The sequence below is a fragment of the Nitrosomonas supralitoralis genome, assembly GCF_003011925.2.
Classification (GTDB): Bacteria; Pseudomonadota; Gammaproteobacteria; order Burkholderiales; family Nitrosomonadaceae; genus Nitrosomonas; species Nitrosomonas supralitoralis.
The window spans coordinates 1-25,915 of sequence record NZ_PXXU01000048.1; the positions used below are offsets into that span (position 1 = coordinate 1).

General features: G+C 43.8%; 26 protein-coding genes and 1 pseudogene. 5 read left to right on the forward strand and 22 right to left on the reverse strand.

Features of this window, described 5'->3' with window-relative positions; genetic code table 11:
- On the reverse strand, positions 1 to 893 hold an 893-nt coding region (locus C7H79_RS13110), incomplete at its 3' end, for an NAD(P)/FAD-dependent oxidoreductase (RefSeq protein WP_147383606.1).
- Between the two features lie 460 nt (positions 894 to 1,353).
- Positions 1,354 to 2,349 (reverse strand): IS30 family transposase, encoded by a 996-nt coding sequence (locus C7H79_RS13115; RefSeq protein WP_106707703.1) that lies wholly within the window; start codon positions 2,347 to 2,349, stop codon positions 1,354 to 1,356.
- Positions 2,350 to 2,723: 374 nt separating this feature from the next.
- Between C7H79_RS13115 and C7H79_RS13120 the strand changes: the two genes are divergently transcribed.
- Positions 2,724 to 3,437, forward strand: a complete 714-nt coding sequence (locus tag C7H79_RS13120) for a Crp/Fnr family transcriptional regulator (RefSeq protein WP_106707704.1) — start codon at positions 2,724 to 2,726, stop codon at positions 3,435 to 3,437.
- Positions 3,438 to 3,688: 251 nt separating this feature from the next.
- On the opposite strand, the gene C7H79_RS13125 is transcribed toward C7H79_RS13120, so the two are convergent.
- From C7H79_RS13125 to C7H79_RS13210, 18 genes are all read right to left on the reverse strand, one after another.
- Complete coding sequence (locus C7H79_RS13125) at positions 3,689 to 4,582, reverse strand: CoA transferase family protein (RefSeq protein ID WP_106707705.1); 894 nt, start codon at positions 4,580 to 4,582, stop codon at positions 3,689 to 3,691.
- Positions 4,583 to 4,780: 198 nt separating this feature from the next.
- The gene (locus tag C7H79_RS13130; protein ID WP_106707706.1) at positions 4,781 to 5,005 is read right to left on the reverse strand and encodes a WGR domain-containing protein; all 225 of its coding nucleotides are present in this window, start codon (positions 5,003 to 5,005) and stop codon (positions 4,781 to 4,783) included.
- Positions 5,006 to 5,049: 44 nt separating this feature from the next.
- On the reverse strand, positions 5,050 to 7,491 hold the full coding sequence (locus C7H79_RS13135; protein WP_106707707.1) for a zincin-like metallopeptidase domain-containing protein: 2,442 nt from the start codon (positions 7,489 to 7,491) through the stop codon (positions 5,050 to 5,052).
- Positions 7,488 to 7,703: a conjugal transfer protein TraD gene (locus tag C7H79_RS13140; RefSeq protein ID WP_242447288.1), complete on the reverse strand. Its 216-nt coding sequence runs from the start codon at positions 7,701 to 7,703 to the stop codon at positions 7,488 to 7,490. Before C7H79_RS13140 ends, C7H79_RS13135 begins: the two co-directional genes overlap by 4 nt.
- Positions 7,704 to 7,843: 140 nt before the next feature.
- Positions 7,844 to 8,287 (reverse strand): transglycosylase SLT domain-containing protein, encoded by a 444-nt coding sequence (locus tag C7H79_RS13145; protein WP_106707709.1) that lies wholly within the window; start codon positions 8,285 to 8,287, stop codon positions 7,844 to 7,846.
- Positions 8,288 to 8,290: 3 nt separating this feature from the next.
- The gene (locus tag C7H79_RS13150) at positions 8,291 to 9,061 is read right to left on the reverse strand and encodes a YiaD family glycine zipper/OmpA-like lipoprotein (protein WP_106707725.1); all 771 of its coding nucleotides are present in this window, start codon (positions 9,059 to 9,061) and stop codon (positions 8,291 to 8,293) included.
- 23 nt (positions 9,062 to 9,084) lie between these two features.
- A complete protein-coding gene (gene trbL / locus C7H79_RS13155) occupies positions 9,085 to 10,224 on the reverse strand; it encodes a P-type conjugative transfer protein TrbL (RefSeq protein WP_242447290.1) in 1,140 nt (379 codons plus the stop codon).
- Between the two features lie 32 nt (positions 10,225 to 10,256).
- Complete coding sequence (locus tag C7H79_RS13160; RefSeq protein ID WP_106707711.1) at positions 10,257 to 10,463, reverse strand: hypothetical protein; 207 nt, start codon at positions 10,461 to 10,463, stop codon at positions 10,257 to 10,259.
- 21 nt (positions 10,464 to 10,484) lie between these two features.
- Positions 10,485 to 11,282: a P-type conjugative transfer protein TrbJ gene (gene trbJ, locus C7H79_RS13165; RefSeq protein WP_106707712.1), complete on the reverse strand. Its 798-nt coding sequence runs from the start codon at positions 11,280 to 11,282 to the stop codon at positions 10,485 to 10,487.
- Positions 11,283 to 11,299: 17 nt separating this feature from the next.
- Positions 11,300 to 12,676: a TrbI/VirB10 family protein gene (locus tag C7H79_RS13170; RefSeq protein ID WP_197714637.1), complete on the reverse strand. Its 1,377-nt coding sequence runs from the start codon at positions 12,674 to 12,676 to the stop codon at positions 11,300 to 11,302.
- Between the two features lie 5 nt (positions 12,677 to 12,681).
- Entirely contained in the window at positions 12,682 to 13,119 is a 438-nt protein-coding gene (locus C7H79_RS13175; protein WP_106707713.1) for a conjugal transfer lipoprotein TrbH, read from the reverse strand.
- Position 13,120: 1 nt separating this feature from the next.
- Positions 13,121 to 14,032, reverse strand: coding sequence for a P-type conjugative transfer protein TrbG (gene trbG, locus C7H79_RS13180; protein ID WP_106707714.1), 912 nt, complete (start codon positions 14,030 to 14,032; stop codon positions 13,121 to 13,123).
- Positions 14,033 to 14,045: 13 nt separating this feature from the next.
- Positions 14,046 to 14,801: a VirB8/TrbF family protein gene (locus tag C7H79_RS13185; protein ID WP_106707715.1), complete on the reverse strand. Its 756-nt coding sequence runs from the start codon at positions 14,799 to 14,801 to the stop codon at positions 14,046 to 14,048.
- Positions 14,798 to 17,332, reverse strand: coding sequence for a VirB4 family type IV secretion/conjugal transfer ATPase (locus C7H79_RS13190; protein WP_106707716.1), 2,535 nt, complete (start codon positions 17,330 to 17,332; stop codon positions 14,798 to 14,800). Before C7H79_RS13190 ends, C7H79_RS13185 begins: the two co-directional genes overlap by 4 nt.
- A complete protein-coding gene (locus C7H79_RS13195; protein ID WP_106707717.1) occupies positions 17,329 to 17,640 on the reverse strand; it encodes a conjugal transfer protein TrbD in 312 nt (103 codons plus the stop codon). The genes C7H79_RS13190 and C7H79_RS13195 overlap by 4 nt, the downstream gene beginning before the upstream one ends.
- Before the next feature lie 2 nt (positions 17,641 to 17,642).
- On the reverse strand, positions 17,643 to 18,080 hold the full coding sequence (locus C7H79_RS13200; RefSeq protein WP_242447291.1) for a TrbC/VirB2 family protein: 438 nt from the start codon (positions 18,078 to 18,080) through the stop codon (positions 17,643 to 17,645).
- Between the two features lie 17 nt (positions 18,081 to 18,097).
- Positions 18,098 to 19,060 (reverse strand): P-type conjugative transfer ATPase TrbB, encoded by a 963-nt coding sequence (gene trbB, locus C7H79_RS13205; protein WP_106707718.1) that lies wholly within the window; start codon positions 19,058 to 19,060, stop codon positions 18,098 to 18,100.
- A gap of 65 nt (positions 19,061 to 19,125) precedes the next feature.
- Positions 19,126 to 19,512, reverse strand: coding sequence for a helix-turn-helix domain-containing protein (locus C7H79_RS13210; protein ID WP_258577646.1), 387 nt, complete (start codon positions 19,510 to 19,512; stop codon positions 19,126 to 19,128).
- 277 nt (positions 19,513 to 19,789) lie between these two features.
- Between C7H79_RS13210 and C7H79_RS13215 the strand changes: the two genes are divergently transcribed.
- The 4 genes and pseudogenes from C7H79_RS13215 to C7H79_RS13230 all read left to right on the forward strand — a co-directional run.
- Entirely contained in the window at positions 19,790 to 20,656 is an 867-nt protein-coding gene (locus C7H79_RS13215) for a ParB/RepB/Spo0J family partition protein (RefSeq protein ID WP_106707720.1), read from the forward strand.
- Positions 20,657 to 20,834: 178 nt separating this feature from the next.
- A complete protein-coding gene (locus C7H79_RS13220) occupies positions 20,835 to 21,863 on the forward strand; it encodes a hypothetical protein (protein ID WP_106707721.1) in 1,029 nt (342 codons plus the stop codon).
- Between the two features lie 871 nt (positions 21,864 to 22,734).
- Positions 22,735 to 23,082 (forward strand): KfrB domain-containing protein, encoded by a 348-nt coding sequence (locus tag C7H79_RS13225; protein ID WP_106707722.1) that lies wholly within the window; start codon positions 22,735 to 22,737, stop codon positions 23,080 to 23,082.
- Positions 23,083 to 23,196: 114 nt separating this feature from the next.
- A pseudogene (locus tag C7H79_RS13230) lies at positions 23,197 to 23,373 on the forward strand (transposase); the annotation flags it as partial.
- A gap of 192 nt (positions 23,374 to 23,565) precedes the next feature.
- On the opposite strand, the gene istB reads toward C7H79_RS13230, so the two are convergent.
- Positions 23,566 to 24,315, reverse strand: a complete 750-nt coding sequence (istB, locus tag C7H79_RS13235) for an IS21-like element helper ATPase IstB (protein ID WP_106707723.1) — start codon at positions 24,313 to 24,315, stop codon at positions 23,566 to 23,568.
- Complete coding sequence (istA, locus tag C7H79_RS13240; protein ID WP_106707724.1) at positions 24,305 to 25,804, reverse strand: IS21 family transposase; 1,500 nt, start codon at positions 25,802 to 25,804, stop codon at positions 24,305 to 24,307. Before istA ends, istB begins: the two co-directional genes overlap by 11 nt.
- Between the last annotated feature and the right edge of the window lie 111 nt (positions 25,805 to 25,915).

Sequence of the window (25,915 nt, forward strand, 5' to 3'; positions counted from 1 at the left end):
ACTCCTCCAACGACGAGTATTTCATGGTCCGAATTAGGATCTGGCTTTGCAATGCGCACATAATAATAAGGATGGCCATGATCCCACATTAAAATATGCGGCACACTTCCATTCGGGATACGCAGACCAATAACATATGTGCGATATGCAGCTTGCTTGGTATGCAGAACGACCGTGTCATTAAAAGGGGTGTTGGTTGCAACGACTACTGCTTGACAATTGATTTCTCCTCCATTCGTGCTTACTTTCTGCAAAGTATTATTACCTTCGATACTTAATGCCCGAGTATCGCAATGAATTACTCCGCCATTGTCTAAAATAGCTTTTGTTAGGCCTTGCAAGTATTTAAGCGGATGAAATTGAGCTTGATTAGGGAATTGTATGGCGGGCCCGGTAGAAAAGCTAATTTCAGGCACTTGTTCTACTATCTGGGCAGTAACCCCAGATCGATTTGCAGCTTCGAGTTCTTTACGAAGGTCAATGAAGCCTTTCTCCGATAGCGAGTATAGATAGCCCGTTACTCTTTCGAATGAGCACTCTATCTGTTCTTCCTCAATAATGTACTCGACTAAGTTTGTTGCTTGGGAAAAGCCGCGAGCTATTAATCTCGCCTCGGCAGTGCTAAAGGATTTTTCAATTTTTGAATACCATTCGTCTGGAGGAAAAAAATGCGCTGTAGTTCGCCCTGTTTCACCACCTCCAATTGAATTTGCATCAATCAGGATAACTTTTTTTCCATTCTTTGATAGCAGATATGCAGTAGAAATACCTGCGATACCCCCACCTATAACGCAAACATCAGCTTTTGTATTGTTTGTAAGAGGAGGAAATAGTGGAATAGTATTGGTAGCTTGCCAGAGTGGCACGGAAGATCCGTTCAAATTATAATTCATCTCTGTATCTTTTTAATTAAATTACTTTATTTTTGTGTGTGCTTTTAAGAAATTATAAATAGGACGTGATTTCCCACCTTTTTTTAGTCCTTCCTTTTCAATTCCAATGGTTTCTCATCAATGAACGTTCCCAATAAACTCTTTGAATTTAGCTTGTCTTTCTTGACTGCGCCCATTTAATTGAAAAATGTGCATATCGAATCTCTTTTTAATTTCTAATATATATAAAATTTCATATTACGAAATTTTATATAAAGATTATTAAAGAAGTCTGTACGCAAAGTAACTTTAAATAGAGTTAATTCAGAAATTCAGCGCGTTACTATTACGCGGGTGAGAAATTCTGATGACAAAAGAATTGAGAACAAATATTCTCCTGATTATGCGCGAACTTTTCTCCCTAACCAATGCTACAAAGATATCTAAAGCTACAGTTTATAGATTATTAAATGTCGCGGATTCAAATTCGAAGTGAAAGGCCTAACGGTGATTTGGTGTAGCGAACCGTCTTTCCGAAGAATACCTCATGCGGGGTTCTAAATCCAAGCACTTTGCGTGGTCGATGGTTGAGTCTATCCACCGCCCATTGCACTTGTTCTTGGGTAACCTCAACCAATTCCATCCCCTTGGGGAAATACTGTCGCAGTAGCCCATTGCTGATCTCATTCAAGCCACGCTCCCATGAATGGTAGGGATGGGCGAAATAAACATCCGCATCGAGTTCCGCCGCGATGGTTTGATGCTCCGCAAACTCTTTCCCGTTGTCGAATGTCATGGTGTAGCACTTGCCTTTGTGGGGGCGCAGTAGCCGCGTTACTGCCGCCGTCACACCCGACGCATGTTTGTCGGGAACTTGGGCTGCCAGAATGTAGCGCGACTTCCTTTCGGCCAATGTGACCAATGCGCCTCGGTAGTTCTTGCCGATCACGGTGTCGCCCTCCCAGTCGCCTATGCGACTCTTCTGTTCCACGATCACCGGACGTTCGTCAATGCCAATCCGGTTCTTAATTGTGCCTCGGCGCTCTTGACCACTCGCGTAACGTTTCCTGCGCGGCTTCTGACAGCGCATGTGCCGCCACAGGTCGCCACCACGGCGCTTATCTGCATAAATGTGCAAGTAGATCGATTCATGGCTGATCGGCAACCCGCCTTCCAGAGCAAGCCGCTGTGACCCTTGTTCCGGACTCATGTCCTGTCGAATCAATCGCTCAACTTCCGTCCACTCCAGCAATGAGTGACGCTGTGCATGGGCGCAATTCTTTCGACGCTCGTCCCGTAATTCCTGAGCCTGCTTCGGATGCCAACCACGTCGACCCTTGTTCCGGCTGAATTCCCGAGAAATCGTCGACTTGTGGACGCCCACTTCATCCGCAATTTGCGATTGGTTCAGACCTGCCTTCTTCAAGCCAGAAATCTGGTATCGTTGTTCTCTGGTGAGCTGTTTGTAGTGATTCATCTGTGCTCCTTTTACTTGGTCGTTTAAGTAGCTCCGATACTACCGCAGCTTGCCTATAAACTTCCTTACAAAAGTTGCACTTCAAAGTTGAATCCGCCTAGTAAAAAGTGAATACGATCGTCTGCTTAAACCTCATGATCCTTAAAATTGAGTAATCACCATATTTATATCGTAGCTTTAGATTACCTTATGTGCGTACGGTTAGGCACAGACAGAAAAAAAATCCTGCAGTAATTTAACTACTCTGTATTCTTCTTTTCTGATGACTGGAAAAGTGAAGACATGCTCAATAATTATTAATTCCTCCCATATCGAGATTTCTACAATTATAGATCTTTATGTCGCTTATTGGGTTTGCCTAATTTCACAGAAAAATGCCCGTGTCGATCATCCAAACTATCCCTATTCCCAATCGATTATTAGCTGCTTTACCTCGCAAGGATTACGTACGATTTCTCGCAGACTGTGAAGAAGTAGAACTTGCCTTAAAAGAGGTCCTCTACCATCCCGGAGAACATATTTCGTATGTTTACTTCCCGATTAACAGTTTCATTTCCTTAGCGACGCCGTTAGAAGATATTACGGGATTAGAAGTGGGATTAGTAGGTAATGAAGGCATGTTTGGCGTTACGCTTTTGCTTGGCGTCAATGTTGCACCATTACGCGCGTTAGTTCAAGGACCAGGCCTTGCGCTACGTATAACGACACCATTGTTTCTCCGTATGCTCGAGCAGAGCTCTGCGTTAGAGCGAGAGTTAAAGCGCTATCTTTATGTATTGATAAGTCAGATTGCGCAAACGGCTGCCTGTAATCGTTTTCATATGACAGAGGCGCGCCTTGCTCGTTGGTTACTGATGACTCAAGATAAGTCACATTCCAATACATTTCATTTTACGCATTTATTCCTTGCCTATATGTTGGGGGTGCGGCGCGTAAGCATCACCCAAGCGGCGAGTTCACTTCAGTACCGAAATATTATCAATTATCAACGAGGAAATATTACAATTCTCGACCGCGGTGGACTGGAAGCCCTTTCTTGCAGTTGTTATCGGAGCGACAAGGAAATTTACCAGCGTGTCATGGGTTAAATATTTGGGTTTTAATTCCAATGGTACGAAAACTTAGATTCTGTCGCCTTAACTACAAAAACGTCTATATCGGATGAGCTGACATGAGTTCTATCGCAAATATTAGTAAAGTGCAAAGCTACTCTTATCTACAGGCACAGTTATCCCCTTAAAGCTATAAACTGCCCCTTCTAGAACTGAAAGTAATTTTCCCAACGATTGCCTAATTTCAGAAGCTGATTCATATGTATTATGATAACCCTCCCTAGGTTTTACACCTTGCAATAAGAAGGAACCCAGCTTTTTTCGATAATGTAATCAGGTAATTGATTGAAATCAAAAGACTCCCCATCTCTAATCATTTGGCTTACGTCAAATAATATGCCAATTTCTGGGATATCATTAAAAAACATTGTGTAAAATGGCTTAACTAACCATCGAGAAACTCGCATCCCGATAGGTCCAATGAAATTTCTACGCTGTCCAACGTGTGCTACTTCATCTATGGTAATTTCATCTAGCAGTTCTTTTAGACGTATTCGAACTTCTGGTTCATCTACAAATAATTCATCAATCAAACGATTTAAGTGGCAATAGTAAGTAACTCCCATTAATTCCGTTACAAAAGCAGGTGTATCTAGTAGGAAGTCAGGAAACTTAGGAAACTGCTCATAAATTTTTTCTTTAACTGGACTTAACGGTACCCACTTTACTTTATCCAGACCACAAGTACGCAACATTTCTTCAAACAAGCGAACATGACAAAACTCTTCTGCCAAATGTACACGACTAATCTTGTCTTCAATTGAATGCGAATTATCCATATTTGGCACTGCATCCCAAGCACCTTTAATGCCAACCCACTCATGCCGGGCGAATTTATACATGCCAGTTAACATTAGAGTCATGTTATCCAGAGTCTTGGGGTCATCTTGCATATCAACATAATTGCGATAGAAAGCATCAGGGTTAGCTAGTGGTGCCCTTAACTGAATCGGATTGTCTTGAAAAGATTTTAATTTATTACGTTTCTTTACTAAATCTTTATCCACTTCCAGCAATTCACCATTGTGATGCTGAGTAAATAGCCAATAATTTTCAAAATTGTTAATTCGTTCTTGTTTGGATGCAGGTGTGAAAATAGAGCGAAATTTAGGCACGTTCATTGCATGGTTTATTTAATGATTATTTTACATTCATCCCAAAATAATCATGACTGATGCGGATGTTTAAAGCAAGCACATTATTAAAATCTCAAAGTGAGATTTTAATAACTTAATTCCCAAATTAATATGAATTTGTTAAGCCAAAAAGATCAGATCATATGTGGGGTAAAGCAGCTTATTTGAGACGAAGATTTTTTTCTATAATCGTACATAACCCCTACGTAATCTAATTTTTTCAATCCGTTCAATTTCTTTGAACGCGTCTTTCCATTTAGAGAATAATTGCTGCTTTGTGCTTCCTCGTCCATTCTTTAAACCAAACCAGTAACGGGTAACAATCCAGTCGCCAAACAAATCCGTTTCAAGTAACAGCGTATAACCACGAGTCTGTGTTCTGAATTCTAGATAAACTTCTGTATCCATGGCATTCTAATCTATCAGTAATCACCTTCTGATTAAAGTACCTATTACCTCGTAACCACCTGTTTCTGCGCCCTCTCCTGCTTATTTGGTTTAAGTGTATCTTGTAATTTCTCATCCTTAGCTTGATCTCTGGCGTGTTCCGATGCTTTTCTAACCACCGAACCTACTTGGCGTTTAACCGCTTCAATCCCCAGAGTGCTTTTATTGGCCAGATCATTAAAATCACTGAGTCTCAGTGACATTTGCTCCCCTGGTGCAAAAGTCGGAAAAACTGCCCCGCCATTTACCAGCTTTGCGGCTTCGATTGCTTTTTCTCGACCTGGATTGATGCCATTGACTGATTCCTGTAAAAAATCATCATCACCGGCGATCACAATCGGCTTGTGCGGGTATTTTTCATGCAGGACTTGAGCGACTTTGGACAAATTGCCTGAATCAAACGCGGCAACAACGGGAGCATCCAGGGCTTGGGATAGCGTGTCTGCGGTCGCATAGCCTTCTGAGATCACGATGGCCGGTGCGGCATCCAGTGCGGTCAATCCCCTGTTTTCAGCATCGACCACATGGAAATTGCTCTCCTTTTTGCTACCTGTTACAAAAAACTTAGCGCCACTCGGTTGTATTGTTTGAACACTCCAGACATCGCCATTGATGTCTTGTGCCGACAGTAATAAATCACCGGCTGTTAAAACGATGTTACTGGGATTTTCTTCACGGAGTGCCTTGGCTTCCTTCCAGTCTTTAGCAATTTTGATAATGGAATCCGTGGGCCAAGCATCGGCATTCTCCGGCACCATCTTCAAGTCCCCGGGGCGCGCATTCTTGTCCGATAAATAAGGATGATCAGGGTCTGCAATCGGCGCGATTAGCAGCAATTCCTTGATTGCCGCCGCCACTTTCAATTGCTGCTCGTGTTGCTCAATTCTTCTGTTTTGCTGCTTGATAGCGGCTTGGGCCGCAAGTGCCGCCTTTTGTTCGTCTGTGAGCGAATACCCTTTGGCCTTCCAGTGTGTTTCTGATTTTGTACGATTATTGATCACGTATCCGGCAGGATAGCCATCCAGATGGGCTACATAGAATCCTGATTTTTCACCCGGCTTGTCCAGTTCTACTTTAATTCTTTGCTTGGTTCCATCCATTACAGGATGATTACCCTCAACAATGCAGCCATGAGAACGTAACACTTCCGCAAATTCCGCTTCAGGATTCAAGGCGGGCTCCTGGTGTGCGGATACATTCTCAGGCAACCAGCGCTGTAATGTGCGTATATCTGCATTCTTTCCCACATACCATGATTTGGCGGTATTGTCCCAGTTCGCACCGGCAGCTTTGGCCTGGTCTTTTTCCTTAAAAGGGACGACCAGATATCGGCGAGTAACTATGCCATGTTTTTCATGGGTTTCTTGGTGAGATAGTTTCGATTCAAGTTCACTGGAGGGGTCTTTGTCCATTTCATTCGCCTTACTCTGTAAATTCTGCTCTGTATTGATTATCAATGTTTGCGCCACAGTGACCAGGTCTGGTGAAAGAGTTGCCGTAGCTGCTGTGTTTTGCATTAGTAGCTGATTCAGATTGTCTTGCTCCTGAACAACATCTTGCGTCTGTGATAATGATAGTACGTAATCCTGAATTTTTTCCGCATCAGCTGCTGCACGAAATATTTCTTTCGGATCTTGTTCCAATACTTTTATCCATGAACCCACATAAGAAACATGTTGCCGTGGATCATGACCAATTCCCAGTTCACTGCCTAAAATCATGCTGGCAATCTCAGCGCGTAATTCTTCTTTTGCATAACCTTCACTCCCGAATGGGTGTGAGAGATCACGATTCAGACGTGTCTCTGATCCACTCCAATGACCCAGTTCATGAAGCGCTGTGGCGTAATAACGATCAGGGGTTGGAAACTGGTGTTTGTGCGGCAAATGGATACTGTCTGTGGTCGGTCGGTAAAATGCGCGATCGGACTCCCCGTGCTTGATGACAGCATGGGAGGCTTGTAATATTTCTTCGGCTCGATCAATCGGATTCCAATCCGGTGTTTTAATTTCAAGCTGGGGCAGATTATCAATCTGATCACCATTAAATACTGTGGCGTAAAACGCTCTTGGGCGCTCAAGTTTTACCTGTTCTTTAATTTGCTGACCATCGCTGTCGAGAACAGAATTGCCGCTGTCATCTTTTTGGGTGCGATCTTCGGTGAATTTCCAATATTGTACCTGCGTGCCATGCTCGCCTTTGCGCACCTGGGCGCCAATGCTCACGGCCTGTTTGAACGTCAACCAGCGAGGATCACTATAAGGTCGGCTCATCAGTTTCAAGGTATTAATGCCTCGATAGCGCTTACCTGTTGTGGGATTGTGGGGTAATGTCAAAAGCGGATCGCCCGGCTTCCATGGCTTTTGCCACGGTGCAGTACCCTGCTTTAATTGCTCAATCAGGTTTTCGGCCACTTGTTCATGAAAAGCTTTCTTAATTGGCTTCATTTCGCACTCACCTGCAGTTGATCTATCGTGCTATCCAGCGCGTCTTGTTCACTTAAAGCACTTTCCTCAAACGCGCCCAGTCTTTCAGCCTCTAATGGATCAAATTCGGCCTGAAAACCGGGTGTTTCCATATCTCGCAGCTTTTCGTCTATCACTGAATCCATCATTTTCAGATCTGTTTCCAATACTGGAGTTTCGGGCTTGTTCATCATTTGCTCCTTCATTTCTGCTTCATTTCTACAAAGTTTTCATAGGATTTTTGCCTGTCATTTAGGCGGAACTCAAATGACATTAGCGTTGCGTAACATAGGGCGGTTATTCACAGTTCTATCCACAGAAATTGTGGACTAATTCATTTTTTTGGGTTTAACGGTGCCATGAGGCGATCTTCCAGCCAATCCGCCCAGTGGGCGGCTTTAACCATCAAATCAGCTCGATAGGTCGCATTGACTATTGGCGTACGTGAATGATAATTGGACGCTTTTGTCCACACATCGCCGGTATCTTGCTTAATATGCAGGCGTATTCGCCAGGCGGCCAGCTCATAGGGAAAACAACCGGGTTGTGCTGCATCGTCGGGAGTGATCCCGTATCGTGCCAAATCGCCCAAATAGGCCGTATTAAATTGCATCGAGCCGACATCATGGGTTCCATTGCGGTTACTCACCCATTGACCCGGTTTGCCTCCTTCTTTTTCCGCAATGGCCAAAAGTATATTGGCCGGTATTTCGTACTTGATCGCCGCCGTGATTGAACACACAATTCTTTCCTGTTGATCGGGTGGCAAATCCATCATGGATTAATACGCCGGTTGCTCAATATATCGTTGCTGATCCTGGTACTGTTGCTCTTCTTTCGGCAGTGTTTGTTCTTGCTGCTGTTGCTGCTGTTGCTGTTGCTGCTGTTGTTGTGGTGGCTGTGGATGCGCCTCTTTCACCAGAATCACGACCCGACGATTTTTTGCTCTATTTTCAGGGGAAGTGTTGGGTGCTACCGGCTCAGCAGAACCGCGACCATCAATACTGATACGATTGGATGCAATGCCCTGACTTACCAGATACGCACGCGTACTGGCAGCGCGATTGACCGATAACGGGTTATTAATGGAATCATTGCCGGTATCATCGGTATAACCAATAACGGTTACCTGGGAATCTGGATTACTCATGAATCCTGCGGCCAGACTATTGAGTACCGGATGCATTTCGGGTTTTATGGTGGATTGCCCGGTATCAAAGGAAATATCGCTGGGAACATTGACTTTTAGCTGATTGTCGGCGGTTTGAGTCACCGAAACTGGGGTCCCTTCGGTCGCCGCTTCCATTTTTCTTTTTTGTTCTTCCATCCGGTTAGACCAGATATAGCCCCCCACTGCACCGACACCCGCACCAATTCCTGCACCTAAAGCCGGATCTCCGGCTATGGCACCGATAATAGCGCCAGCGGCGGCACCTGCGCCAGCACCCATGGCGGTGCCTTTGGCTGTGCTTTGCTGCGATTCACTCATAGTGGCACAACCACCCAGCACAAACACAAGCACGAAGACATACAAAATTGATTTGTTATGCATAACAGTCACATCATTTAGATTCTTCATTTGGGTTTCCTTGTCAGATGATCATCAGGTACTTCCCATGGATCATGGGATACAGTTTGTGCGCTTCCATCCGGATTTGGCGTAGCAAATGGGGTTCCACCGGTATCGATAGATTTTGCCGCATCGGCAGCCACTGTTCCAGCCGCAGCCATTTGACGCGCGCCCTCCGCCAAATAAGTAGCACCCATACTGGCAACAGCCATGGTAGCTGCGGCTGCACCTACTACCTGGCCACCACTATAGTTCCCTACCCCTCCGGCATTAATACTGCTACCCGTAATAATTCCGGCTATCATGGGGGGTAGTTTTGAAACCAAGACATAAAATGCAATCACAAAAATTAACATGACGCCCAATTCTTCAAAATTCATAATGTTTTGATTCATTTTTCCATAGTAGTTGATCAGGAAATCACTACCAATGCCAACGATCAAAGTCATGACCATTAACTGAATCCCAATGCCCAATACCGTCTTGAAGTAGTTGATGGCGAAATCAGTGGTCCAGCGAGCGCCACCAAAACCTAATAAGAAAATACCTGCGTATAAGAGTACCCATGACGAAATCAGCAGCAATAACATGTTGACTGCGACGACCGCAAGAATAATTAGGATAATGAGTGAGAGAATGATGGCTAGTAGGCTATCGATTGGACTTAGAACGTTTAAATTATCGTACCCTAGCCTAAATATTTGAAAGCCTATATCCATTACATTACCGTGCCCTGACCCAGTCATCCCTGAAGCCTGATTGCCTAATACCTGCATGGATTCAATAATGGTTCCGCCAATATTGTGTCCTGATACGGCATTGGTTAGTAGCCAAAAGAAAAACCCTGTGAATATGATGAAGCGGGTAAATTCCGCAAAGAAATCTCCAAGATCGGCTTTGCGTAAGATCATCATGCCAAACGTCCACACCATGGAAATTAATACTAGTGTCCAGAATAAGCGTGTTGCAGCAGCTTCCAGGGCGGTCTTCCAATTTTTGGCTTTATTGAAAAACTTTTGAGTAACCTGTTCTAGAACGCTTTGGTTCGTTGCCGGATCAATATAAGCCAATTCAGCAAATGCGGCCGTGGAAACCAGCATCAAAGTCAAGACGCTAAAAAAGAGACATAGATTTGATTTGTTCACAGGGGTGATCCTCTAATAATTAGATTGAATGATTACTCCGCTTCGCCAGATGCGACAGGATTACCATCTTGATCAACCAGTCCATGGGTTACGCTATAGCGTATCCCTCTATCCACATGTTCGGGCTTAGGCTCCTTAAGGACAATCTTTCCGTCTCCATCCACGTGATCACCGCAACCTACCAGGGCAAAAAGTAATACAGCAGCTAGCGTAATAATTAGAGTTTGGTTGGTTTTCATAAATGACTCCTTTGATTTAAATTAAAATATGTCTCGAACATTCCAGATTTTTGGTGCTGGCAGTTTAACCGGACTTAACCGCTTGGTTGCAGCTTGATGTGCGGCTTGCTGCATCGCTTCTCGATCCGTTTGCGCCTGATTTCTGGCATTCTCTGCGTTAAACTGTGCAATCATCATGGTTCGCAATTGCAACAGCTGATTGGATTGATAGGCAGCTAATTGATTGGCGTACTGAATCGCTTCCAGCTGCCCGCCTGCAGTTTCCGCCCGTGATTGCAGCAATTGCAAATGCGCGGCATCGAGAGGCACGCCATCCTGATGTATTTCCAGGCCCCGCAATGATGCATCATTCGCACTTTTTTGTGCGCTGGTGCTGGTTGTTTGCCCTTGCTTGATCAGATCCCATGCGGTGTCTGAGCATTTGCCCTCGAGATTAAAACAGGGTGAACCACTGTAATAACTGGCGTTTCGGTATCGGTTTAGATAGTTTTCTACCCCGCCCTGGTCTTGATAATATTTAAGGGTATTGGACGCCTGGACTAACCGGTTCATCGTATATTCCGCTTTGGCCCAAACATACGCTGCTGGGGCTACCGTGTTTCTCAGCATGTTTTCATATTGCTGCAATTGCGTTCGATACTGATCGATCTGCTTGAGCCGCATCTCTACGCTCTCATAAGCGGTAATCGTAGTCTGTTGGATATTCGATAGATCAATCACAGCCATCCCCCCTGCGTGGCTTATGGATGAATACCCAGCGCCGCCGGTTGCAAGCAGGATTGCTACCCCAAGGGCGGTTAGATTTTTACGGTTTATCATGCGAGATGCTCCTTGGTTTAATAATCAAATGATTGATACGGTTTAGAAAACACCAGGTCCTTGGTGACAATAACGTTGAATCTAAAGCCTGGGCGTATTTCCAGTGTGGGCGCAATATTCAGGTTTTTCATCATTAAACGCGTGGTGGCTTGGCCCAGTTGCTGGCCTAGCGACTGACTCAAGATGCTACCGGCATTTTGCCGCCCGAATACGCCCCCTCCCCCGGCATCTCGCTGACTGTAGGTGGCACCGGCGATCACTGCTGACATTAATAATGCTGATCCGAATATGCGCAAATAATGATTATTCACTTGATCTTTAAATCCCGCCTGACCGATACCGTCAGCGCCCGGCATCGCCCCGATATCCATGGTCTTGCCATCGGGGAAAATAATCCTCTGCCATGCTACCAGCACGCGCGATTGGCCATAGGCGACCTCACTGGAATATTCCCCAACCAGCCGTGCCCCTTGGGGTACCAGACGGTGTTTGCCAATGGGCGTGTCATAAATATCCTGGCTGACTTGTGCCATAATCTGCCCGGGCAGTTCTGAATTAATGCCGGAAATAAGTACAGCTGGAATGACAAATCCCGCCAGCAGGCTATACGGTGTTTCAGGTGCCGCTGGTTGGCTATCCAGCGCCCAACGACTCCCCTGCCCTGTTGCATCAAAATTTGCATAATCGTTATTGGGTCTTTTTGTATCTGCATCGATTAATTCCGACGCTAAACTATCCATGCTACCCAGGCCATCCAGACTGTCCCGGCCACCGACAGCCCCACTGTCCCTGATGTGTTGCAAGCGCGCAAGATAAGTCGCAGCAGGATCATTTTTAACTTCTGCATCGACTTGTTGTCTGACCGCGGCTATGCGCGCCAAGGCTTCTTCCCGGTTGGGTGTGGATGCTAAAGATGAACCGGCACTTCGCGGTGCCTCCATTGGCACATTGGTTTTTGCTTTGACCGCTTGCTCGAATAGCTGCAATTTCATCATACGAATATGCTCTATATCCGGGTTAATTTCCTGCATGTTGGCTGGTGTGGGCGGTGGCAAAGGCGGTAAATCCAGGTTTTCCGCATTTCCAGGACGCGCAATGATGATTTCGGGGGGTAAATCCAGCGCAGGCTCCATGGGTGCCGGTCTTTCAGCTTCAATAAAGCCTTCCTTGTATTCACCGGTGATAAACGCGGCCAGGGTATTGCTCGATCCCGCTTTTTTGCTTTCTTCGGCATTCGCGGATTGTTGCGGTTCTGCGCGGTTCATGGCTACTATCATCATGATTAACAAAAAGACCAGCATAATGCCGACAACAATATAAATCGGCAGGTTGTTAACCCGACGCACGCCCGATGACGAGACGGTATCAGGGGATGTGTCAGCAGCCATGCTCATAACTTTTACTCCTTGCGCACCCAGTAACCTGCCGGGTTTATGGTGTTTTCACTGGAGCTATACGCGCGAGTCAGCACATGCTGATCGACCAGGACGGTGAGGCGATATAAGCCGTCCATACGGTCAAAGACATACCCAAGGGTCTTGCCATCCGATAGAGCGGGTTGTGCTGCCTGGATAGGGCTTGGCTTTTGATGCTCAATGATGGCATAACCCCCGGTTCGCAAACTATCCACCAAAACATCCCCAAATGAATCCGCCGTTGGGTGTTGCAGATTGAATTGAGTGCTCGCCGGTGGATAAAGCGTTATCAGTTGCTGCGTCACATCATGGGCGATGCTTTTGTTGTGGGCCTCATCATTAGCCGCCACAAAATTGCCGTATGGTGTGGTGGCACAACCGGTCAGCATGAATACCAGAACAAACATTGATAACCGAAACATTTTAATTTCCTTGTGTTTTGGTAATTGTTACGCGGCTTTGATCGCTGCCTACACCCGCAATCAGATACGCTTTATCAAAAACCGCATCAACGATGTACCGGTCATGCTGCAAACGATAATTCACCATCACCTGCGTGTCTTTTGAGAAAAATCCCCCTTCTTTGCGTACCACCATTAAAACCGGCGCTTCCTGTTGCGAAAAGGTGGTCGGCATCTGAATGATTGTTTTTTTGCCATCGTTATAGACGCGCAGTGGCTTCCAGGCAGCCGTGCCTGATACGCTATACAAAAAATCAAGATCGCCTAAATACTCTCCTGTTGCGGGTAGGGTTCTGGCTTGTTTTATCTGCAGTGCGCGGTTTTCTCTCAGTTTGACGGCATCCCATTTGGCCTGGGCATCTTCAGGATAGATGAATGCAACGCGCGGCATAAATTCCTGCCGGTGGGAACGAAGGCGCATGTGATACGTGCGCCGATCAGTGGTCACGACCAGTGAGGTTTCCAGTCCGACATCCAGCGGTTTGACGATTAAATGTTGTACTTCGGATGCACCGCGACCGGTTATTGCCGGTTCGACTTGCCAGCGCACTTGATCGCCCAGGTGAATTGAATTCACTTGTTCGCCGGGTTGCAGTTGTATATCGCAAACCTGCAGCACTGCGCAGACAATGCTGGGTTGTTGTGCGCCAAATAAAAAGCGGATGGTGCCATCGGGACCGGCGACCGGTTTGATTCCCGTAGCACTCGATTGCTGCCATTTGCGGGCTATTTCAATCGATGCCCTTTCCTGTGGTGTCAGGGTTGGGTTGTCTTTTGCAAAATAGGAATCCGGAAAATTACTGCCGACCGCGAGAGTTGCGGAGGGAAGCAAACCCATACTGAGTGCAATCAGTGCATAGTGAGCGTATTTCATGGTCATTGCCTTGTTATATCTGCTTGGCCCAGGAATAATCCCGAACATAGATGCCGAGCGGGTTATTGCGAATTTGATCTTCGGTTGTATTGGCCGTTGAATCGATGCTATAGATTGTTAAAAGCGCGCGCATCATGAAAGATGGTTCTTTGGGATGCCCTTGACGGTCATACACCGATTCTTGCCAGATCACCTGCCAGGTTTCAGGGCTTTGCGGAATCACCGAGATAATCTCAATATTCACGGTTTCATTGGCGGCGCGTTTGAAGGGGCTGCTGGTATCGGTACCGTTTAGCCAAACGTTGGTTTTAGCCGTTGCCGCATCCTCTGATGAAAGCATGGCATAGGCCCTAAAAATTGCGCGGCGCTGGAGCGCAATATCCGGTGTGACCATCCGCAAGTCATTAATGAACGAAGCAACCGATGCATGAATCACCCGAGGATCCGCCGGGGCTGCCATATCGGCTCGTGCCACCGCTATCGCCTCCCCCAGGTGATCAATTTGTACCACGTAGGGAATAAACTTCGACTGGCTGCCGATATGGATAATCCCACCCACGGCTGCCAGGGTGATCATTAAGGAAAGTATTGCCAGTATCTGCCACATATTGCGCGATGCCGCCATTGACTCCATGTGATCATTCCAGGAGCGCCGCGCCGACAAATAAGGATTGTCATTTTCCCCGTCACGGCGGCCACCTTCTATAAATTCATCAGCTAGTCGTGCATTTTTGGGATTAAGATTGAGTAGTGCTTGTATTGACTTCATGACATGGCCTCATTATTTAGTTTCAGTCCTTTGATATCGAGCCATTCCTTAACCCAACCCTCGCCAAATTTAGCGACCAGGTGTTTAATGGTGGCGATGGATTCTTTATCCGATGAGCCGACAAAGGCTAAAGCTACTTTGCCTAATGCCAGGTCGTAGAGCCTTCTGCCATCTTCGGATACCGAATAATATTGGCGCTTGGCAACCGCTGATGCGATGATTTCAATCTGGCTGCTATTGAGCCCCATGCGCCGATATAGCGCGGCTGTATCCGGATCACGCGCGTGTACGTTCGGTAAAAATATCTTGGTGGCAGTGGATTCGACAATCACATCCAGAATCCCGCTATTGGCTGCGTCAGATAAGCTTTGCGTGGCCATCAATACCAGGCAATTGTTTTTACGCATGACTTTTAGCCATTCGCGAATTTTTTCACGAAACGCGACATGCGCGAGCATTAGCCAGGCTTCGTCCAGGATGATTGCCGCCGGTTGGCCGTGTAAGTCACGTTCTATGCGTCGAAACAGATATAACAGCGTGGGCAGTGCATATTTCTGGCCCAGGTTCATGAGTTCCTCGATCTCAAAGGTTGTGAATGACGACAGGCTCAAACCATCCTGGTCTGCATCCAATAAATGCCCCATCATGCCATCAATGGTGTACTGCGCCAGTACATCGCGGATGGCTTCATCTTGTATCGTCACCACGAATTCCGATAACGTCTTGGCTCCACTTTTGTGCATGCTGGTAATCGCGTTACTGATTTCATTGCGTTGCGCGGGGGTAATCGTGATGTTATTCAATTCGATGATGGTGCTAATCCATTCCAGCGCCCAGGCTCGATCCCCTTTTGTTTCCAGGAATTGAAGGGGGCAAAACGCCAGCGCGTCATCATCGGAAGCTACGCAAAAATGCTTGCCGCCGACAGCTTGGGTCAGTGGATACATTGACATGCCCTTATCAAAGCAATAAATGGACATGCCCTTGTAACGTCGTAATTGCGCGGCTATCAGTGCCAGATGCGTTGATTTACCGGCACCGGTTGGACCAAACATGAAGGTATGACCCAAATCACGTACATGCAGGTTTAATCGAAAAGGTGTGGCCCCTTGAGTAATACAGTGCATCAGGGGTGCTGCCATGGATGGATACATCGGACAAGGCGCTTCATTCTTTCCCGGCCATACGGTATTGCTTGGCATCAGATCAGCCAGATTCATGGTGTTCAATAGGGGGCGGCGTACATTCTCAACCCCATGTCCCGGCAAGCTGCCCAGGTACGCGTCGATAGTGTTGATGGTTTCAATACGGGCCGTAAATCCCATATGATTGACCGCTTTGGCCACTTGCCGCGCAGCAGCCTCTAAATCCCCCCGGTTCTCGCTCATCAACACAACCACGCTGGTATAGTAGCCTTGTGCAACTTCACCGCTATTGGTCTCGGCAATAGCTGCTTGTGCGTCACTCACCATATTCATCGCGTTTTGGTCAACATGACTGCTATGGGAATTAAAGACCTGGTCAAAGAAGCTGCGAATCTTTTGTTTCCATTTTTTACTGAATTTCTCCAGATGGCCGACCGCCTCGTGCGTATCCATGAAAATGAATCGCGTTGACCAGCGGTAGAGACAAGGCAAATCAGCCAGTGAATTAATGAGACCTGGTGATGATGCCAACGGAAAACCCTCAATCGACACGACCTGTATGAAATTCTGCCCGATTTTAGGTACGACCCCACCCCAAAACTCCTGGCCACTTAATAACGCATCCAGATAGATGGGGTTTTTGGGTAAAATCACCGGATGGTCCAGGCCGCTGATGCAAAATTGTATCCAGCGCAAAAAAGCATCATAGTTAACCGAGGTATGATCTTCCTGGGTTATCGTTTTACCTTTCAGCCGCTTCATCCTGAACACACTGGACAGGTGGGATTCAATATTGGCGCATTCGCGCTTGAAATGGTTAAGCAAGGCGATGGTTCTGGTTTTGGAATCCACCGGCACACCTTCGTCATCAAACATCAGTTCAACAAACTTTTGTTGCGCCAGCAGCGGTGGCAAATAAGTCGCGGTTATGACATAACTACTTTCGTATAACGTACCCACGCGCTCGAAAAATTCGCGCCGTTCCTCATCAATGGCGGCTGAGACGGGATCCGGGAAATATGAGGCATCCTTATTTGAATACCCTGGCGCAGGTTTACGAACCGCATCGATATGGATCATCCAACCGGAACCCATGCGTGATAAAGCATGGTTAATTTGCAAGGAGATCTGGTTGCGTTCCGCTCGCGTGCTGCTATTGGAATCTACGCCCTGATAGGCCCATCCCGCCATGAGTGACCCGTCTTTGCCGACAATCACGCCATCATCAACGACCGAGGCATAAATAAGCAGATCGACAAAACCGGGATCTTGAGCGCGATGTTTAGCCAGTTTTGATTTGCCCCCGACAACCTTTATGCGCATGAACAAAATGAATAACATCACCATTGCGCTACCCGAGAAAAAGAAGATTACGCTCTCTATCATCGGTATTGTTTTCCTTGTTTGTTTGTGTTTTGGTAGAAAGGCGTACTGCGTGCCGGGTAATAGGTTCTGTATTTGCGGTGACGTAAATACACTTTGCGTAACAGCGGATCGTTCTTCGCCATCAGGCGCAGCGCAAACAAGGCAAACACCCATAATGTCGTGCCAAATACAAACGCCTTGAATTCAAACGCGCTGAATATCAATGCAAAGGCCAATAATCCGGAGAACATGACAAGTTCCCTGTCACCGCCCATAAAAAGATTGGGACGATTCGCCGATTGCCGGATTTGTGTTTGGCGCAGGGACATGGCTATCCCCTACCCTCGCTTATATTATTTCTTGGCGTAAATAATTCATGGGTTGATTCTGGCGCAGGTGGTAAAGCTTCGCTACTGGCGGGTGTAATGACAGCACCGCCAAACAGATTGGTCATGATATTTTGCGCGCCGATCAATAGCGCCATGACCAGGACGATAAAAATCAATGTTCTGAAAAAAGCATTCAGTTCGCCCCCAAAGATCAAAATACCACCGGCCACAACAATGCCGACGATCGAGAGCGTAAAAGCAACCGGGCCCGTGACTGAGTTTCTTAGGCTCACCAGCCAGGTTTCATACGGTAATGCACCACCGCCACCCACGGATGCAAGTGCCAGCTCCGGAACAAACAGCAGCAAAAGGGTTAATAAGATTAATGAGTTATTGAGAGCATTAAACTTCGGAATTGCCAGTGTCACTGCAGATTTCATTTAATACCTCTTTTGATTTAGAATCTTTTGATGCGGTAACTACCCCGCTTGTGACCTTCTACTTCTACGATCTCCTGAATACGACGACCCTTTGGGGTACGCACGATATGCACAACACAATGCACAACTTCTCCGATCAGTGCATCAATATCCGCAGGAGCTGATTTGTTGCGTGTAATCAATGAGTTTAATCTTGTTAGTCCTGACAGCGCGTCATTTGCGTGTAGTGTGGCTGCACCTCCTTCATGTCCGGTATTCCAGGCATCGAGTAAATCCAGTGCTTCCTCTCCCCTCACCTCCCCCACCAATATCCGATCCGGGCGCATGCGCAAGGTGGTTTTGAGTAGTTGGGTCATCGAAACATCAAGACTGGTGTGGTATTGCACGAAATTCTCAGCGGCGCATTGAATCTCGCCCGTATCTTCAATGATGAAAATCCGCTCGGTTGGATCATGGATGACCATTTCATTGATGATTGCATTCACCAATGTGGTCTTACCGGAACCGGTACCACCCACAACCAGGATATTGCGATGTTCGGCAACCGCTGATTTGATGATCCGGCATTGCTTAACCGTCATCATTGCTTGTTCAACGTATTGTTCTAACGTGAATATCGCAATGGCTTTTTTACGAATAGCAAATGTTGGGGATGACACGATGGGAGGAAGTTGGCCCGCGAAACGAGAATTATCAAGCGGAAATTCACCCTCAATGATCGGTTTTAACTTGGTAATTTCCTTACCGTGGTATCCGGCCACTGTTTTGATAATGGCTTCGGCCTGAGCTGAGCGCAAATCACCGATACACGCCATTGGTACGCCAAGTTTTTCTTGCCAGACACGGCCATCGGCGTTGACCATTATTTCAACGGTTTGGGGATCATTGAGCGCATTGATTAATAGTGGCCCCATGTCTCGATCCAGCTTGCGCTTGGCTCTGTCTTTCAGCGTCGTGCAGCTTTCTTCAGAACCTAACATGGATATATCCCGCTTTATTGTTAATCTCTTTTTACGGTATAACGGGATACTAATTAAAGCAACAACTATTTCTCTTTTCTTTTTTTATGGGTTAGTACTTGCTTCTTGTTTTCAGTGTCCCAAAGATGAACCTGATAAGCTTGAAACTTCGTGAGTGTTCCACATACACGCACTAACCCTTCAGGTAAGTTTGATTTTGGTATAACGCTCATAAGCTCTTTCATTTCTGCTTCCGAAAGATTTGTTTGCTCTAAAAGGATAGGAAGTGGTGTTTCCAAGGCATTAGCAATAGCCTCCATGATTCTTAATGACGGATTTGCTCTATCTTTTGTCAAGTCAGACAAAAAAGATAATGAGATATTGGCTTTTTCAGCCAACTCTATTTTTGTCATGTTTAACTCATCCAGTACTCGTATTACATTTGTTAAAAATATCTGGTTATACAAGCTCACTTCCTCATAGGTTTGACTTGATCCGATTGGTTCTCGACGTATTCGTAATTGTTTATCACGTTAAAGAACATTTTTTTGAATACTAATTCAAGAGTTGTTGCTCATTACATTTAACTTTAACTTATATATCCTTAAAGTTACAATGATTTCTATATGTTTTCTAATAAGGAATAATAAATATACCAAAGAATTAATATAAGTGATTTTGGTTTATAAAGTTATAAATCTGTATTGATAATTTTATCCTTAAAAAATCTAGATAAAACACCAATAAATAATGAAAAATAGCACTAAAAATAACATTATTAAGGTAAGTTCATTAGAGCTTGATTTAAATTTGATTGATGAAGATCCAGACCAACCGCGCACTGAATTTGATCCTGTGAGGTTACAAGAACTTTCGGACACTATTCGTCTTCGGGGTGTGAAAACTCCAATTTCAGTACACCCTCACCCCAAAATAGAAGGACGCTTTATTCTCAATCACGGCGCCAGACGCTTTCGAGCATCTTTACTTGCCAAGAAAAAAACCATTCCCGCTTTTATAGACACCGATTACTCTAAGGTCGATCAAATTATTGAAAACCTACAACGAGATGCTTTAACTCCAAGAGAAATTGCTGATTTTATTGGCTACCAATATTCCAAAGGATTTAGAAATGTTGAAATTTCGAAAATGATTGGCAAGTCTCCGGCATTTGTATCGCAACACTATTTATTACTAAATTTACCCAAATCAATTGCAGCCGTATTTGACGCCGGAAGAACGCAAGATGTGATAGTTATAAATAGTCTTGTTAATGCGTTCAAAGAAGCTCCCGAAATTGTAATTGACTGGTTAAATAATTCAGAACAAGAAATAACACGTGGTTCAGTCAAAATTTTACGCCAATTCATTAAAACAGAAGGTAAACAAATTGTTGAGACTAACAGCGAACCAAATACTAAAACCCCAAATAGCAAAAAGAAAGAAAATAAGCTCTACTACTCCACTGATGAATTATTATTTCTTTTAAACAAGTTTCATAAAAAGATTGATTCACAAAATCAATTCTTAGCTAAAGCACTTGATAACCTAACAAAACAGGAACGAAACAATCTATCAACTTTACTCGATAAATTAGTTAATTTTGCAAAAGAATAGAAAGATATATAAGATGCTTAACAATAATAAAAGACCGATATATCAATAAATCATTTTTAGCTATAAAACTCTGAATAGGAGTTTTAACTTATTTTCTGGGTCAAAGGGGTAGTCAGACATGCACAACTCGCAGATAATTTACAATAAATCTACTACATTAACTTCCCGCAGACCCCCAATGAAGAAACCACCCAAAGATCCTATAAAGAGTTTACAACTTGATTTATTTTCTCAGTTTGTAACCAACGATCTAAGTCAAGTCTCCAATACGGTTGAATTATGGGAACGCATACCGAAGTATTTCTTTACAGCTAAACAAGTTGAAAAACTACGTACTATTGATGGACTAGCAAAACCTTATAAATGGACATATACGGAAAACGGCCACGAATACTCTGTATCTATTCAACCGGCATTAGTTGAACAAAAGAATGGAGGTTATAAAGCTTATTTCCCTGGCGTTACAGAAGAACTTATAGAAGAGGCTCTAAAGAAGATATTTAGTGATCAACAATATGCGATTCATGACCCTGAAAAAATAGAAAGCTGGGTTAAGTTTACTTTGGGAATGCTACAAAAAGAACTTAAAATAAGGGGCCGAACACGTGATCTTGATCAAATCAAACATGCTATAGAAGTAATGAGTAAATGCAATATCACTCTTTCAAAAAACAATAAAGAAATTTGGAATGGAAACATTCTTCAAGACCTTGTTACCGTGGGCCGTAATGAATACTTAGCCTCTACGGATACACATCACATCGCAAGATTACCCCTCTTTATCAGCCATAGTATAAACAATCTTGATTATCGACAATTTAACTATGACCGCTTAATGAGTTGTAATGAACAATTAACTAGGTGGATCTATAAACGGCTTATCAACCGTTTTACCCAAGCCAGTCCTATTACAGAATATTCATGTATGTATTCAGATATAAAACAAACAAGTGGATTATTACAACAAACACGTGAAATTGATAATAGAAGAAAAATACTATCTGCTTTTAATGAATTACAACAAAAAGGGATTATTCAGTGTCTACAAATAGATGAACGTAAAGCAGGCCGTACTATTACTGACGTAAAATATACAATTAAAGCTGCTCCACAATTTATTAGCGAACAAATTGCATCTAATAAACGCGCTACCGATACAAAAATAATAGCTCAAAAATCAAGCATTCGCATTATCAAAAAAACATAGGGATAATTTAATCCGCGATCCATTACAAAACAATAATTTTGAATCGTGCATGTTATAGCTTTAACTCACACATCAACAAAAAAATTAAACTTCTACACATTTTGAAACATTAAGTTATAGTTTTAATCCACGTATGTTATAGCTTTAACTCACGTATGTTATAGCTTTAACTCACGTATGTTATAGCTTTAACTCACAAATGTTATAGTTTTAACCCACATATCTAGTAGTTATGATTCACACTTAGTTATAGTTTTAACTCACATACATACAAAATGATATAGCTTTAACCCACACAAAAGCTTAAATGTTATAGTTTTTAATCACACATAAGCTAAAAAGATATAGTTATAGCTCACACACAAGCTAAAAAGATGTAGTTTTAACTCACACATAATCAAAAAACTTAAAGTTCTTTACTCTTCTAAACTTCAAGATATAGCTTTAACTCACACATAAACCAATAATATTATTATAACTCATTGTAATAATATATCTTTCTTCTTGTGGATAACTTCTTATTCTTTTCTTCTTTTATTCATATAAATATATTAGTCATAACTACCGTCAATCATTCCAAACGATTAAAATATCATCAAACTTTTTGCGTCAAAAATAAATTTACAAATTTCATGTGTCATGTAAAAAATAATCTTGACTCAAATACTTAAATCAATTTAAAACACTACAAATGGTCACAAGTCAACTTTTTTAAATACCCTAAATCTTGTTGATTTCAATTTTAGTTACATATAATCACCCTCACCTTAAAAACAAATAAATTAAATCTAAGATTTACGCCAAGAAAAAAATAAAAGAATACTTTCGTTGTCTAGTTTTACTGTGCTAAAAACAAAGGATATTTGACACAATGAAAAAACGATTACTTGTTATGAATGGGCAAAAATTATCTCAAAATGATTCCACAGGTGAGTGGAAAACTGACAAAGTATCTAAAGCTGTAGGTATTGAACCCGGTATTTATAACTTATACAACGCTGTTAATGCAGATCCATCAAAAAATACCATTGGACAAGTTATCCACATTGATAAAAAAGAAAATGTGCTATATCAAAGAAATGGATTGCAATATATAAAACACGATCTAAGCTATTTTGACCAAATCCCAGAAACAGGGGTAATGATAAGTATCAAGTATGAAAACAACAAAGCAAATACAAGTGAAATTTCAAAAAAGCTTAGTCAAAATATTAAATAACTATATAATTAATAACAGGTAAACCCCCGGCTGAGCCGGGGGACTCCCGAAGGTTTGACCGTTACGGCAGTCGTCGTAACGTTCTCGTCCCAACCACGAGACGAGGAGTCAAAAATGAAGGAGTACCAAAGTTTGAGCCATACGCGCTGGGATTGTAAATATCATGTGGTATTTATTCCGAAGCGGCGAAAGAAACTGATATTTGGCAAGCTCAGGAAGCATATAGGGGAAGTGTTGCACGATCTAGCAAATCAGAAGGAAAGTGCGATAACAATAGCGCGTCAATTGGGTAGAGGAAGGAATTTCACGGGACGCGGATTCAATTTCGAAGTGCAACGCTTAATGGTGATTTGGTGTAGCGAATCGTCTTTCCGAAGAATACTTCAAACGGGGTTCTAAAACCAAACACTTTGCGTGGTTGTCAATCAGCGTTGAAAACTTTCCAGGCATCAGCGTCTAAGAATTTCCACCTGGTTTAGTTGGTTAATCAGTTTTTATGTTCTTTTTTCGATGCTTGAATCTGTAAGAATCATTTCCTGTTTCCACGATGTCACAATGATGAGTGATTCGGTCTAAAAGAGCGGTTGTCATTTTTGCATCACCGAATACCTGCACCCATTCACTGAACTTTAAGTTAGTTGTAATAATCAATGAAGTACGTTCATACAGTTGACTGATTAAATGGAAAAGTAAGGCACCACCAGATTCTGGAAAAGGCAGGTAGCCTAATTCATCCAAGATAACTGCATCTACCTGAGTGAGTCTTCTGGCTAGATTTCCGGTTTTGTTTTGTTGTTTCTCATACGCCAGAAGATTAACCAAATCAACAGCATTGAAGAATCTTAATCGTTTTCCAAGATGAATAGCCGCAACTCCAATAGCTGTGGCTAAATGAGTTTTACCTGTTCCTGTGCCACCGACTAGAATGAGATTATGCGCGTCATCCATAAAGCCAGCTGTTGCGAGTTGTTCTACTTGTTGCTGTGACAGCGAAGTTTCATTCCAGTCAAATTCTACTAGATCACGGTGGATAGGAAACTTTGCAATTTTCAGTTGGTATTTCAGGCTACGCATTTGACGATCTGCAATTTCAGCTTTAATCAACTGAGTCAGCGTAATCTCTGGAGACAAAGCTTGCTTACGTTGCGGTGATTCTGCCCTTAGTTCAGACCAAGCTTCTGCCATGCCGTACAAGTGCAATGCTTTGAATTGGGTTAACAGATCAGTGGACATAATGCGATCCCAACAGATAATCATAGCGTTGACAATCGGCTTGGGGTTCAGCGGTTAATTGTAAGTTATCACTGGTATTCAGTGTCTTCAGACGAGCAGGTTCAACTAGGCGCCTGACTTCATTCTGCACCACACTACCGCTCACAACACCGGATTCCAATGCCAACTCACAGGCTGTTTCGAGCGCATCTATTCCCACATCCCGGGTCAGTAACAACAAATCGACAAAAGCTCGGTCACCCTTGTCTTGTTGCAGTAATTTTTCCCGAACTTTCCGAATCGATTCTGGTAAATTCCAGTCTTGAAAGGGAGCGCCGTGGCGCAAGGCTCCCGTTTTCTTTTCCAATACCGACAGATAATGCCAAGGATTACAGATCAGCTGATCACGTAAGAAACTGCGTTGATGGGTTGCAATAGTTTTACCCTCTGCCACAATATTCAGATCATGGGCAGTAACTCTGACCGAAACTACTTGCCCTGCCCATTGCGCAGGAACGCTGTACTGATTCCTGTCAATACGCACTAAACAGGTACTGCTCACTTTTAATAAGTGTTCAATATAGCCTGAAAAAGGAGCGGTTATTTGGCGTAGAAATGGCAATTCTTGTTGAAAACACTCAGCAATGGTTTGTGAAGGTAAGACCGGATGCTTTCTGCTGGATAACTCATGGCACCGCTTTTCTAACCAACGATTTAAGTCATCAAAGGTCGCGAATTTGGCTCGTGGGGTGAATAGCCACTCTCTAACATTGCCCACTTGATTCTCTACCTGACCTTTTTCCCATCCAGCAGCCGGTGTACAAGCGACAGGTTCAAATAAGTAATGATTGGCCAATGCCATAAAACGTCGATTAAACTTTCTCTCCTTGCCCACAAAAACAGTATCTACAATCGTTTTAGGATTGTCATAAACCATCTGTAGGGGAACGCCGCCATAAAAAATAAACGCTTTATTATGTGCATCCATAACCATTTCCTGCGCTTCTCTCGGGTAGGCAATGACAAACATTTTGCGGCTGAAGGCAAGACGGAAATGGGCCGCTTTAATGATCTGTTCGATACCGCCTATTTCAACGGTCTCTTGACTCCAATCAAATTGACAGACATCCCCTGGTTTAAAAACCAAGGGAACAAAAGCTTGTTTTATAGACGGCGTATTCTTGCTATCGATTTTCCATTGCTTAACAAAACGCTGAACGCTGTCATAAGCACCCATATATCCTTCATCAACCAATCCTTCAAATAATCGCATTGCTGTACGGCGTTGGTTTCTAGGTAACTGGGCTTCAGTTTCCAGCCATTGCGTTAATACAGCTTTGAATTCTCCAAGCTTGGGAAATGGTTGTGACTGACGTTGATAAACAGGTGCTATCTCTGTTTTTAAATGCTTTCTAACGGTGGAGCGTGAAATCCTTAGAGAAAGTGCAATTGAGCTAATACTTTCCTTACTGACAAAATGACGTCTTCTTACTTCCGCAATTATATCCATTGGTAACACTCCAGAGTTCTCCGACTAAATGTCGGTTATTTAACAATCCAGAGTGGAAACTTTTCAACGCTGTTTCACCCAGAACCCTGGTAAGTTTTGCACGCTGATTAA

Coding starts and splice junctions, on each gene's coding strand:
- C7H79_RS13115 (WP_106707703.1), bottom strand. CDS start 2,349: ATGAATCACTACAAACAGCTCACCAGAGAACAACGATACCAGATTTCT.
- C7H79_RS13120 (WP_106707704.1), top strand. CDS start 2,724: ATGCCCGTGTCGATCATCCAAACTATCCCTATTCCCAATCGATTATTA.
- C7H79_RS13125 (WP_106707705.1), bottom strand. CDS start 4,582: ATGAACGTGCCTAAATTTCGCTCTATTTTCACACCTGCATCCAAACAA.
- C7H79_RS13130 (WP_106707706.1), bottom strand. CDS start 5,005: ATGGATACAGAAGTTTATCTAGAATTCAGAACACAGACTCGTGGTTAT.
- C7H79_RS13135 (WP_106707707.1), bottom strand. CDS start 7,491: ATGAAGCCAATTAAGAAAGCTTTTCATGAACAAGTGGCCGAAAACCTG.
- C7H79_RS13140 (WP_242447288.1), bottom strand. CDS start 7,703: ATGATGAACAAGCCCGAAACTCCAGTATTGGAAACAGATCTGAAAATG.
- C7H79_RS13145 (WP_106707709.1), bottom strand. CDS start 8,287: ATGATGGATTTGCCACCCGATCAACAGGAAAGAATTGTGTGTTCAATC.
- C7H79_RS13150 (WP_106707725.1), bottom strand. CDS start 9,061: ATGCATAACAAATCAATTTTGTATGTCTTCGTGCTTGTGTTTGTGCTG.
- C7H79_RS13160 (WP_106707711.1), bottom strand. CDS start 10,463: ATGAAAACCAACCAAACTCTAATTATTACGCTAGCTGCTGTATTACTT.
- trbJ (WP_106707712.1), bottom strand. CDS start 11,282: ATGATAAACCGTAAAAATCTAACCGCCCTTGGGGTAGCAATCCTGCTT.
- C7H79_RS13170 (WP_197714637.1), bottom strand. CDS start 12,676: ATGAGCATGGCTGCTGACACATCCCCTGATACCGTCTCGTCATCGGGC.
- C7H79_RS13175 (WP_106707713.1), bottom strand. CDS start 13,119: ATGTTTCGGTTATCAATGTTTGTTCTGGTATTCATGCTGACCGGTTGT.
- trbG (WP_106707714.1), bottom strand. CDS start 14,032: ATGAAATACGCTCACTATGCACTGATTGCACTCAGTATGGGTTTGCTT.
- C7H79_RS13185 (WP_106707715.1), bottom strand. CDS start 14,801: ATGAAGTCAATACAAGCACTACTCAATCTTAATCCCAAAAATGCACGA.
- C7H79_RS13190 (WP_106707716.1), bottom strand. CDS start 17,332: ATGATAGAGAGCGTAATCTTCTTTTTCTCGGGTAGCGCAATGGTGATG.
- C7H79_RS13195 (WP_106707717.1), bottom strand. CDS start 17,640: ATGTCCCTGCGCCAAACACAAATCCGGCAATCGGCGAATCGTCCCAAT.
- C7H79_RS13200 (WP_242447291.1), bottom strand. CDS start 18,080: ATGAAATCTGCAGTGACACTGGCAATTCCGAAGTTTAATGCTCTCAAT.
- trbB (WP_106707718.1), bottom strand. CDS start 19,060: ATGTTAGGTTCTGAAGAAAGCTGCACGACGCTGAAAGACAGAGCCAAG.
- C7H79_RS13215 (WP_106707720.1), top strand. CDS start 19,790: ATGAAAAATAGCACTAAAAATAACATTATTAAGGTAAGTTCATTAGAG.
- C7H79_RS13220 (WP_106707721.1), top strand. CDS start 20,835: ATGAAGAAACCACCCAAAGATCCTATAAAGAGTTTACAACTTGATTTA.
- C7H79_RS13225 (WP_106707722.1), top strand. CDS start 22,735: ATGAAAAAACGATTACTTGTTATGAATGGGCAAAAATTATCTCAAAAT.
- istB (WP_106707723.1), bottom strand. CDS start 24,315: ATGTCCACTGATCTGTTAACCCAATTCAAAGCATTGCACTTGTACGGC.
- istA (WP_106707724.1), bottom strand. CDS start 25,804: ATGGATATAATTGCGGAAGTAAGAAGACGTCATTTTGTCAGTAAGGAA.